Raw genomic sequence first — 11,151 nt, 5'->3', positions numbered from 1 at the left:
ATATTTGTCGGCTCAATAGTCACGGGGAAAGAAAAAATGTCGATAAATGCTAGGTCTCGGGTCGCGGTGGTGATGGCTGCGCTTCTCTTGGGGGCGAGCTCTGCGCTTGCAGAAACAGTGTTACACCGCGGTAATGCCGGCGAACCACAGACGCTCGATCAGGCACAGACCTCCATCAACATCGAGGCCTTCATCGTCAAGGATCTCTATGAAGGTCTGACCATCTATGACGCGACCGGCAAGATCATTCCGGGCACGGCCGAAAGCTGGACGCTGTCTGACGATGGTACCGTTTACACGTTCAAACTGCGCGCCGATGCGAAGTGGTCGGACGGTACACCCGTGACGGCGGAAGATTTTGTCTTCTCTTATAAGCGCGTCGAAGACCCGAAGACCGCAGCGAAATACGCCAATATTCTCTACCCGATCAAGAACGCCGAAAAGATCAACAAGGGCGAAACGCCTGTTGACCAGCTTGGCGTCAAGGCGGTGGATGACAAGACCCTGGAGATCACGCTCGAGCGGCCGACGCCGTTCTTCCTTGAACTGCTCGCCCATCAAACGGCTCTGCCCATTTCCAAGGCGAGTTACGAAAAGAACGGCGCGGATTTCGTGAAACCGGGCGTGATGGTGTCGAACGGCGCCTACAAACTCGAAGCTCATGTTCCGAACGACAGCCTCACTGTGGTCAAGAACACCAATTTCTGGGACGCTGCCAATACCAAGATCGACAAGGTGATCTTCTACCCGGTTGACGACCAGGCCGCCTCCGTTCGCCGTTTCGAGGCGAAGGAAATGGACCTCGCCTACAATTTTTCAGCTGACCAGATCGACCGTCTGCGCAAATCCTATGGCGACCAGGTGCACGTTTCACCGACGCTCGCGACCTACTACTACACCTTCGATACGCGCGAAGCGCCATATGACGACGTCCGCGTGCGCCGGGCGCTATCCATGGCTGTCGACCGCGAATTCCTCGCCAAGGAAATCTACAGCGGCTCGCAGGTTCCGGCCTATTCGATGGTTCCACCCGGCATGGATTCCTACGGTGAGCCCGCCAAGGCCGACTTTGCAACCCTGTCGCAGCTTGATCGCGAAGACGAAGCTCTAAAGCTCATGAAGGAGGCGGGTTACGGTGAAGGCGGCAAGCCTTTATCCATCGAAATCCGGTACAATACCAACCCCAACCACGAACGCGTTGCGACCGCCATTGCCGACATGTGGAAAAACACCTTCGGCGCCAAGGTCTCCCTCGTGAACCTCGACGTTGCCTCGCACTACGGCTACCTCCAGGAAGGCGGCAGGTTCAATGTGGCGCGTGCTGGCTGGGTCGCTGACTATGCGGATGCGGAAAACTTCCTTGCGCTCTCCATCTCGTCCAACAAGACCTTCAATTACTCGAAGTTCAACAACGCCGAGTATGATGCATTGCTGAAGAAGTCCTATGAGGAAAAGGATCCGGCAGCTCGCTCCAAGCTGCTGCACGAGGCCGAAGCAATCCTCATGAAGGAACAGCCGGTAGCGCCGCTTCTGACGCAGGCCGATCTTTGGCTAGTGTCCAACCGCGTCAAGGGTTGGGTGGACAACGCTGCCAATCAACACCTCAGCCGCTTCCTGAGCGTTTCCGAATAAGCAGCACTGGCACGGTGGCCCCGCCACCGTGCCATGCCGGAGCCCAAAAACATGATCTCGTTTATTCTGCGCCGTTTGGCGAGCGCCGTGCCGACGTTGTTTATCGTCGTCACGATCTCGTTTTTCCTGATGCGTTTTGCGCCCGGTGGTCCGTTCAATCTCGAACGTCCTCTCCCCCCGCAGACCATGGAAAATCTGATGAGAACCTATCATCTGGATGAGCCACTATGGCGCCAGTATCTCATCTATCTCGGCAATGCCGTCACCGGCGATTTTGGCCCAAGCTACATCTATAAGGACAACACCGTCGCGCAGCTGATCGGCAAGGGCCTACCCTATTCGCTCGAACTGGGTTGTTATGCTCTGTTGCTGGCTCTGGTGGGCGGCGTGCTCGCCGGCACGCTCGCAGCACTCAGGCAAAACAGCGCTTTCGATTTCTCGATCATGTCAATCTCGACAGTGGGCGTCACCGTCCCGAACTTCGTCGTGGCCCCTGTTCTCACGCTTGTATTTGCCGTGCTGCTCGGGCTTCTTCCGGCAGGCAGCTGGGGTGACGGGTCGCTACGCTACCTCATTCTTCCGATGATCGCACTTGCGCTGCCGCAGCTTGCGGTCATTGCCCGGCTGACGCGCGGTGCCATGATCGAGGCACTGCGAATGGACCACATCCGCACGGCCAAGGCCTATGGCCTTCCCGCGCGCAGCGTCGTCGTTTTCCACGCCATGCGCGCGGCAATGCTGCCGGTCGTTTCCTATCTCGCTCCCTGCGCCGCCGCGCTTTTGACTGGCTCGGCAGTCATCGAAACGATCTTCACCATTCCCGGTGTCGGCCGCTACTTCGTTCTCGGCGCCATCAATCGTGACTATACGCTGGTGATGGGCACCGTTGTTCTCGTCGCCATTTTCGTCATCCTGTTCAATCTAGTCGTCGATATTCTCTACGGCCTTCTTGATCCGAGGGTCAGACATGACTGATAGCCCCGGCACTAACCCTCATTCGCAACAAATCAAAAGCCGCAGCCTGTTCCAGCTGGCAGCCCTGCGTTTCAGACGCAACAAGGCGGCCATGGCGGGTTCCGTCATGTTGCTCCTTATCACTCTGTTCTCGTTCGTCGGGCCTCATTTCCTGGCACATACCTATGATCAGGTGTTTTCCTCCTATGTCTCGGTGGCGCCCAGTCTCGAGCCACGCCCGGATGTGAATAACCTTCAGGACGTGATGGAGGGTGTTGCGAGCCGGGCCCGCGTCGAGCTGAAGGAATTTGCCGTTGAAGGCCAGACTTTCACGGCGACCATCGCCTCCAGCAGCGCAATCGATCCGCGCGCAACACGCTACTTCGACCGTGCAAATGAATTCAAAAATACCAGGGTGACTGCGACCGAAGACGACGGACGCACGCTGAAGCTGGAAGGCGACGTCAACCGCGAATACTTTTTCTTCGGTACAGATTCCAACGGCCGCGACATGCTTGCGCGCGTCATGCTTGGCGGTCAGATTTCGATTGCGGTCGGTGTCCTGGCGAGCCTCGTTTCCTTGGGAATTGGCGTGGTCTACGGTGCAACAGCGGGCTATATCGGCGGGCGCGTCGACAACGTGATGATGCGCTTCGTCGAAATCCTCTATTCACTGCCGTTCGTCTTCCTGGTTGTGGTTCTGGTCGTCTTTTTTGGCCGCAGCTTCATCCTGATCTTCCTCGTCATCGGCGCAGTGGAATGGCTGGACATGGCGCGCATCGTGCGTGGCCAGACACTCGCCTTGAAACGACGGGAGTTTGTCAGTGCGGCGCAGGCTCTGGGACTAAGCGACTGGCAGATTATCCGCCGTCATATCATCCCCAATACAATCGGACCCGTGGTCGTTTTCGTTACGGTCGTCGTGCCCAAAGTCATTCTTCTGGAAAGCTTCCTATCCTTCCTCGGGCTCGGCGTTCAGGCGCCGTTGACAAGTTGGGGAGCGCTGATTTCCGAAGGTGCCAACAATATCCAGTCCGCCCCGTGGCTTCTGATATTCCCGGCGATCTTTTTCGTGCTGACCCTGTTTTCGCTGAATTTCGTCGGCGATGGGTTGCGTGATGCACTCGATCCCAAGGATCGTTGACATGAAGACGACAACTGACACCATTCTTTCCGTTCGCGACCTCAAGGTCGATTTCACCACGCCGGATGGCACTGTCCATGCCGTCAAGGGCATCGACCTTGACGTTAAACAGGGCGAAACGCTCGCAGTCGTCGGCGAGTCCGGTTCGGGCAAAAGCCAGACAATGATGGGCATCATGGGGTTGCTTGCATCCAATGGCGCCATCAGCGGCTCGGCGAAATATCGCGGAAAGGAACTTCTTGGACTGCCTGTCGGCGAGCTGAACAAAATCCGTGGCGCGAAAGTCACCATGATCTTCCAGGAGCCGATGACCTCGCTCGATCCTCTCTACCGGATCGGTGCGCAGATCGCCGAGCCGATCATTCACCACCGCGGTGGCAGTAAAAAGGAGGCGCGCGCACGCGTTCTCGAACTGCTGAGGCTCGTCGGAATTCCGGAGCCCGAGCGGCGTATAGACAGCTATCCTCACGAGCTTTCCGGTGGTCAGCGCCAGCGCGTCATGATCGCCATGGCGCTCGCGAACGAGCCGGACATCCTGATTGCGGATGAGCCGACCACCGCCCTCGACGTTACGATCCAGGCCCAGATCCTTGATCTTTTGAAGTCGCTGCAGCAGCGTTTCGGGATGGCGATCGTGCTGATCACGCATGATCTCGGTGTCGTCCGCCACTTTGCCGATCGCGTCGCGGTCATGCGACGGGGGGAAATCGTGGAGGCTGGGACAACGGAGGATATCTTCGAGCGCCCGAAGGCGGATTATACCCGGATGCTTCTCGATGCCGAGCCCCGAGGGAACAAGCCTGCAGTCAGCCGAGAGGCTCCGATCGTGCTTTCCGGCCAGACCGTAACGATCGATTACACAATTCCGGGCGGCTTCCTGTCGAAATCGAGCAAGTTCCGGGCCGTTGATGGCGTGAACGTCAATCTTCATCAGGGACAGACGATCGGCATTGTTGGCGAATCCGGGTCAGGCAAATCCACGCTCGGTCGCGCTCTGCTGCGCCTGATCCAGGCCGATGGCCGGATTTTCTTCGGAAAACAGGAAATCACCGGGCTTGATCGAAAGGCCATGCGGCCGCTACGGCGGCATCTCCAACTGGTGTTCCAGGACCCCTATGGTTCGCTTTCGCCGCGACAGACAGTAGGCGAGATCATCACCGAGGGGCTCTTCGTCCACGACCAGAACCTCAACCGTACGGAACGGGACAGGCGCGCAATCGAGGCGCTGAAGGAAGTGGGCCTCGATCCCGCCGCCCGCAACCGCTACCCCCACGAATTTTCCGGGGGGCAACGCCAACGTATCGCCATTGCCCGCGCCATTATTCTCAAACCAGAGGTCATCATTCTTGACGAACCCACGTCGGCGCTGGACCGGTCCGTTCAGGGCCAGGTTATCGACCTCCTGCGTGATCTACAGAAGGCCCACGGCCTTTCCTATATCTTCATCAGCCACGACCTGTCCGTCATCAAGGCCATTTCGGATTACGTCATCGTCATGAGAAACGGAAAGATTGTCGAGGAGGGAGAGACAAACGCCATCTTCAACCGGCCTTCGGCTGAGTACACTAGAACACTTATCAAATCAGCTTTTTCGCCCGCCGTCGTGCCGTAGATAAAAAAAGGAGCGCACGCAGACCGCAGCGCCGTAGTCCCGCCCGCGCGAAACCAGTTGCTTTTGGGCAGGTGCTCATCAGGCTATGACGTCCGGCGCGGGTGGCACAGTGCAACATATCGGGGTTAGCACCTCCTTAGTCGCTCAATTGTGAGGCTCGCGACTTGTCAGAGCCTTGCCGACCGTTGAGAGGTCGATGCGCTCGTTGCGCGCGTCATTGCAACCGGTATTGAACGCCGGGCACTATCGAGGGTGCTGATTTCGCACAAACCTCAGGGCGCCTCGCCATTGCGGACGTGCGAGCTGACGACCACGCGTCATCCCTTAGGAGCACAGGAGCCCGTTATTACCCGCCTGCCGCTGGTTATCATTTTTTTGCTCGCTCTTCGAATGTTCGATGACGTGGAAATGCCAGGAAAGACCGGCAATCGGACCATGCAAACTTCCGCCCTCATCAGCCGTTGAACGCCCTCGACCGACTAAAGACGATCGTCTTCCCACTCGATGATCGATCGTAAGTATTGCCTGACATAAACTGGCTTCACCCAAGCACCGGATTGATCTATCCTGTTAGCAGACATGACAGTCGATTTGCATCCGGACGGCGAGGGTCGCCAAGGCAATGTCCGGCCGCGACGATCTCGCCAAGCGGGCGCGAAAGGTCGATGATCCGCTGAAATTGGTCATCGTGCGCGACATGTGGCTGACGGGCTTCGATGCGCCCTGCATGCACACGATGTATATCGACAAGCCGATGCGCGGTCATGGGTTGATCCAGGCGATCGCCCGCGTCAACCGTGTCTTCAAGGAGAAGCCAGACGGCCTCGTGGTCGATTACATCGGCATCGCCACCAACCTGAAGAAGGCGCTCGCGCAGTATTCCCAATCCGATCGAGACAAGACAGGGATTGATGAAGAGGAAGCCGTCGCCGTCCTCCTGGAGAAATACGAGATCGTCCGGGGCATGTTCACCGGGCATGACTACAGCCTTGGGTGTCACGGGCAAGCCTATCGAGCGGCTGAAGGCGCTGGCAGACGGCATCGACTGGATCTTGAAGTGGCAGCAGGCGGAAGCAGCAAAAGTCGAAAGCCCAGAGGTCAAGAAGCAGGCGCATCGCCGATATCAGGATGCGGTTTTGGAGCTGAGCAAGGCCTATGCCCTTGCCTCCGCCAGCGATGCGGCAACGGAAATTCGTGATGAGGTGTGCTTCTTCCAGGCCGTTCGCGCCGCTCTGGTGAAAACCACGGCTACCGGCAAGATGTCCGACAAGGCCAAATCAATGGCGGTGGAGCAGCTTCTCAACCAGGCCGTAGCCAACGCCGAGATCGTAGACATCCTGAAGGCTGCGGGGCGGCAGTCGCCCGACATCTCTGTTCTCTCTGACCAGTTCCTGATGGACGTCCAGAAGATGGAAAAGAAGAACCTCGCGCTGGAAGCTCTGAAGAAGCTTCTGAACGGGGAGATCAAGAGCCAGTCCAAAACCAACGTCGTTCAGTCCAAGACCTTCTCTCGACGCCTTGCGGAGGCGGTGGCCCGGTATCATGCCAATGCGATTTCGACGGTCGAAATGATTCAGGAACTGATCGCGCTGGCGAAGGAGATCCAAACGGCGACCGCACGTGGTGATGAGCTTGGTCTCTCTCCGGAGGAGATCGCCTTTTATGACGCGCTTGCTGGCAATGAGACGGCCGTCGAGGTCATGGGTAGCGAACAGTTGCGTGTGATCGCCCACGAACTGGCGCATCCTAGTGAAACCCATCCTCAAGAAGTTTGGATATCCGCCAGACCTGGAGCAGGAGGCCATACAAATGGTGCTCGCACAGGCAGAGCTACTTTTGCATGAGATAAGTCGAGGCTGAAGAAAACGCCACTGCACTCTTTGGTCAACCAAGAGCGCAAAGCGAACTTTTTCGAGGCCTAGGCACGAAGACTTTACCCACGGTGCGACGTTCGCGACACTTATCTAACAGCCAAGCCAACGATGATGATCCTCACACAACAATTATGTGGGTCACTTTGTGAGGCGAAGGCGCAAATTAATTACAACACATTGATAAAATTACGCTTTTTTGCATCAATGGCGGAGAGGGTGGGATTCGAACCCACGATACCCTTGCAGGTATGCCGCATTTCGAGTGCGGTGCATTCGACCACTCTGCCACCTCTCCGCATGCGCGAACGCTTGCGTTGCGCGCTCCTCTTAAACATCAATGGCCGGGCTGACAAGCGGAATTTCGCGTTTGTGTCACAAATTATTCGTCTTGAACGAGCTCACGGAATGGGGTTGGAGTTTGATTGTTTTTGCCGATATTTACTGATGACACGCCTCGGATTTTGCCAGGCGCGTGTGATTGATTGATCGGGTTTACAGGCGCTGATAGCGCCGGAGGATGTCAATGATCCGGTCATCCTGATCAGGATCCGGCAGGAGCGCCGGCTGTCGGCTGGCGCCGACGGAAGGGTCCTGGAGATAAAGCGAACGTTTTACCATGGCCGGCGCGAAACCGAGGGCATAAAGATCGGTGCGGAAAGCCGCATAAATGGCCTGCTGGCGTTCGGCTTCGGCGATGTCGCCGGCGTTGAAAGCATCAAGAATGCCGGCGAGGACGTCCGGAAGTGCGTTGCCGAGACCGGAAATGCAGCCTGCCGCACCGTTCTGCAGCGACCACAGAACGAGATGGTCCGGGCCGGAATAGACCTCGAAGCCGGGCACATCCTTCGCCACCCGAAGATAGGCTTCGAGCGTCTGCTGTGCACCGCCGGAATCCTTGATGCCGGCGATATTGCCGTGAGTGGCGAGTTTGCGGGCGGTTTCCGGTTCTATGTGGTTCTGGGTGCGGGCGGGAATGTCATAGAGATAGACCGGCGTGTCGACAGCGTCGGCCACCGTCGAGAAATGGCGGATCAGGCCATCCTGCGTACAGGCGATGAAGAAGGGCGTGATGACGGCGATGCCGTCGACACCAATACGGTCGAAGGATCTCGCGAGCTGCAGGGTTTCGAAGGTGGCCGGCATGCCGGCATTCACGATGACCCTGGCGCGGCCGGCCACCTCATCCACCACCTCCTCCGTCAGCCGGATCTTTTCATCATACGTCAGCGCGGTAAAATCGCCGTTGGTACCGGCGCACATGATGTTGTTGCCGGCGGCTACCTGGCGGCGCACCTGCGCACGCGTCGCCTCATAATTGATGGTTTCGTCTTCATTAAAACAGGTGACGAGCGCAACGAAGGCTTGTTTGCTCATGAAAGAACTCCGCTTGAATTTCCGGTGGCCTGGACAGGCGATGCAGCCTTATGTCCGGACTCCCTATCGGGGTCGGGGTCGAGACTGGCTGAAAGGAGCGCGCGCGTGTAAGCCTCGCCCGGCGCTTCGAAAATCTGGCGGACGGTGCCGAATTCCACCACCTCCCCGCGCTGCATGACCATGACGTGATCGGCAAAATCCCGCACCACCGGCAGGTCGTGAGCGATGAAGATAAAAGAGAGGCCCATTTCGCGGCGCAGCTTGTCCAGCAGCGCAATAACCTGCGCCTGAACCGAAACGTCGAGTGCAGAAACCGCTTCGTCGCAGATGATCAGCTTCGGCTCCAGCGCCAGCGCCCGGGCAATGGCGATGCGCTGCCGCTGGCCGCCGGAAAACTGATGCGGATACCGGCGCATATGATCCGGTGAAAGACCCACCTGCTGCAGCAATTCGGCAACCCGTTCGCGCCATTTCGCCCTCGGCACTATGTCCGGATGGATGACCCAGGCTTCGGAAATCAGCTGGAACACCGTCATGCGGGGATTGAGCGACTGGGTAGGGTCCTGAAACACCATTTGCAGATCGCGCCGAAGCGCATAAAGCTCCGCTGGCGACAGCCTGAACAGGTCGCGCCCCTTCCAGACGGCGCTGCCGGCATCCGGCTCATCGAGCCGCAGCAGGATGCGGGCGAGCGTCGACTTGCCGGAACCGCTTTCGCCGACGACGGCGATGGTTTCTCCGGCCATCAGGTCGAAAGAGACACCTTTCAACGCCTCGAAGGCGCCGTAACGCTTGCGCACATTGCGCACGCTGAGCAATGGCTCACCCGTTGCGTTCGGCTCATGCATCTCGCCCCGGCCGGGGGCGGCGTTGATCAGCTTGCGGGTGTAGGGGTGCTGCGGATTGCTGTAAACCTCGCGAACTGTGCCGGCCTCTACCAGAACGCCCTTCTCCATCACCACGACCCGGTCGGCAATTTCGGCGACTACGCCGAGATCATGGGTAATGATGAGCACTGCCATGCCCGTTTCCCGCTGCAGTTCCCTGAGCAGCGAAAGCACTTCCGCCTGCACCGTCACGTCGAGCGCGGTGGTGGGTTCATCGGCGATCAGAAGATCGGGGCGCAACGCCAGCGCCATGGCGATCATCACGCGCTGGCGCTGGCCGCCGGAAAATTCATGCGGATATTTCGTCAGCGCCCTGTCAGGATCGGGAATGCCCACACGCGCTATAAGCCGCCTCGCTTCCGCTTCTGCCGCGGCCTTGCCCATGCCATGCGTGGTCATTGCCTCCCGGATCTGCCAGCCAACAGTGTAAACCGGGTTGAGATGGCTGAGCGGATCCTGAAAGATCATGGCGATGCGCCGGCCATTGATCTCGCGGCGCGCCTCGGTCGGCATGGTCAGCAGGTCCTTGCCGTCGAGCAATATTTCTCCACCGCCGATTCGGCCGGGCGGCATGTCGATGAGGTTCATGATGGCCGACGAGGATACCGACTTGCCGGAACCGCTTTCGCCAAGGATCGCCAGCGTCTCACCTCGGTCGATATGGTAGGAGACATCCTTCACCGCATGCACGACACCGCTTACGGTGTGGAATTCCACGGAAAGATTGCGCACCTCGAGAAGATGGTCAGCCATTTTTACGGCCCTTCATTTCCAGCCGCCAACGCTGCACCGGGTCGAGCGCGATGCGCAGCCAGTTGGACAGCAGGTTGAGCGACAGGGTGGTGAGAATGATGGCGAGCCCCGGCCAGAAGGACAGCCACCAGGCATTGGTGAGATATTGCCGCCCCTGCGAAATCATCAGGCCCCAGGTGATTTCCGGAGGCTGAATGCCGATGCCGAGGAAGGACAGCGCGCTTTCCGCGAGCATGACATAAGCGAAATCAAGCGTTGCCAAGGTCGTCAGTGTCGGCAGCACCACGGGCAGGATGTGGCGGAAGAGGATGCGTTTTCCCGAAGCGCCCATGACCCTTGCCGCCTGCACGAACATCCGTTCGCGCACCTCCAGCACCTCCGCCCGGGTGGTGCGGATATAAACGGGAATCCGTGTGATGGCGAGTACCAGCATCAGGTTGAGGATGGAGGAGCCCAGTAGATAAAGCACGATGACCGCAATCAGCAGCGATGGAAAGGACATGATCACATCCGCAAGCCGCATGATGATCTGGCCGGTGCGGCTGGAGGAAAAACCGGCGATGAGGCCGAGTACAGTTCCGGTGACGGCGGAGAGAAAAACCGCGCCGGCGGCGATCATCATCGTGTTTTGTGTGGCGGCGACGATGCGCGCGAGAAGCGGGCGGCCGAGTGCATCCGCCCCCAGCCAGAAATACCACTCGCGCTGCCAGTCGAACGGTGCCAGGTTGCGCCCGCGCAGGTTCTGTTTTGTCGCGAGATCGCCGAGCCAGGCCGGGCCGACAAAAGCGAGAATGACGACAATGACGAGAAAGATGGCCGCGCAGAGCGCAAACTTGTCCGCCCACAACATGCGCAGCATGCGGGTTGCGAAAGACGGTTCATCGATGATCTCAGTATCGGCGTTCATAAGGCTCATGGCTG

General features: G+C 58.5%; 7 protein-coding genes, 1 tRNA gene and 2 pseudogenes. 6 read left to right on the top strand and 4 right to left on the bottom strand.

The genetic code is table 11. The features are described from left to right. The first annotated feature begins 36 nt into the window (after positions 1-36). The 6 genes and pseudogenes from K7A42_RS08535 to K7A42_RS08510 all read left to right on the top strand — a co-directional run bounded on the left by K7A42_RS08535 (position 37) and on the right by K7A42_RS08510 (position 7,202). The gene (locus tag K7A42_RS08535; protein WP_112555263.1) at positions 37-1,632 is read left to right on the top strand and encodes a peptide ABC transporter substrate-binding protein; all 1,596 of its coding nucleotides are present in this window, start codon (positions 37-39) and stop codon (positions 1,630-1,632) included. Positions 1,633-1,683: 51 nt separating this feature from the next. Continuing rightward, positions 1,684-2,607, top strand: coding sequence for an oligopeptide ABC transporter permease OppB (gene oppB, locus K7A42_RS08530; RefSeq protein WP_004437372.1), 924 nt, complete (start codon positions 1,684-1,686; stop codon positions 2,605-2,607). Beyond that, positions 2,600-3,730, top strand: a complete 1,131-nt coding sequence (locus K7A42_RS08525) for an ABC transporter permease (RefSeq protein ID WP_112555261.1) — start codon at positions 2,600-2,602, stop codon at positions 3,728-3,730. Before oppB ends, K7A42_RS08525 begins: the two co-directional genes overlap by 8 nt. 1 nt (position 3,731) lies before the next feature. After that, positions 3,732-5,342 carry an ABC transporter ATP-binding protein gene (locus tag K7A42_RS08520; RefSeq protein ID WP_162719221.1) on the top strand — a complete coding sequence of 537 codons (1,611 nt, stop codon included), beginning with the start codon at positions 3,732-3,734 and terminating at the stop codon, positions 5,340-5,342. Positions 5,343-5,964: 622 nt separating this feature from the next. Next, positions 5,965-6,120 (top strand): annotated as a pseudogene (locus K7A42_RS26100) (type I restriction enzyme subunit R domain-containing protein); the annotation flags it as partial. 133 nt (positions 6,121-6,253) lie between these two features. Beyond that, positions 6,254-7,202 (top strand): annotated as a pseudogene (locus tag K7A42_RS08510) (DUF3387 domain-containing protein). A 219-nt stretch (positions 7,203-7,421) separates the two neighbouring features. Here K7A42_RS08510 and K7A42_RS08505 read toward each other — a convergent pair. The 4 genes from K7A42_RS08505 to K7A42_RS08490 all read right to left on the bottom strand — a co-directional run bounded on the left by K7A42_RS08505 (position 7,422) and on the right by K7A42_RS08490 (position 11,146). Next, positions 7,422-7,511, bottom strand: a tRNA-Ser gene (locus K7A42_RS08505). Positions 7,512-7,708: 197 nt separating this feature from the next. Beyond that, positions 7,709-8,590, bottom strand: a complete 882-nt coding sequence (locus K7A42_RS08500; protein WP_112555229.1) for a dihydrodipicolinate synthase family protein — start codon at positions 8,588-8,590, stop codon at positions 7,709-7,711. Further along, positions 8,587-10,230, bottom strand: a complete 1,644-nt coding sequence (locus K7A42_RS08495; RefSeq protein ID WP_112555227.1) for an ABC transporter ATP-binding protein — start codon at positions 10,228-10,230, stop codon at positions 8,587-8,589. The genes K7A42_RS08500 and K7A42_RS08495 overlap by 4 nt, the downstream gene beginning before the upstream one ends. Further along, complete coding sequence (locus tag K7A42_RS08490; RefSeq protein ID WP_022563330.1) at positions 10,223-11,146, bottom strand: ABC transporter permease; 924 nt, start codon at positions 11,144-11,146, stop codon at positions 10,223-10,225. The genes K7A42_RS08495 and K7A42_RS08490 overlap by 8 nt, the downstream gene beginning before the upstream one ends. Between the last annotated feature and the right edge of the window lie 5 nt (positions 11,147-11,151).

The organism is Agrobacterium sp. InxBP2 (genome assembly GCF_026191755.1).
Classification (GTDB): Bacteria; Pseudomonadota; Alphaproteobacteria; order Rhizobiales; family Rhizobiaceae; genus Agrobacterium; species Agrobacterium pusense.
This window is presented reverse-complemented; position numbering and strand designations above follow the sequence as displayed.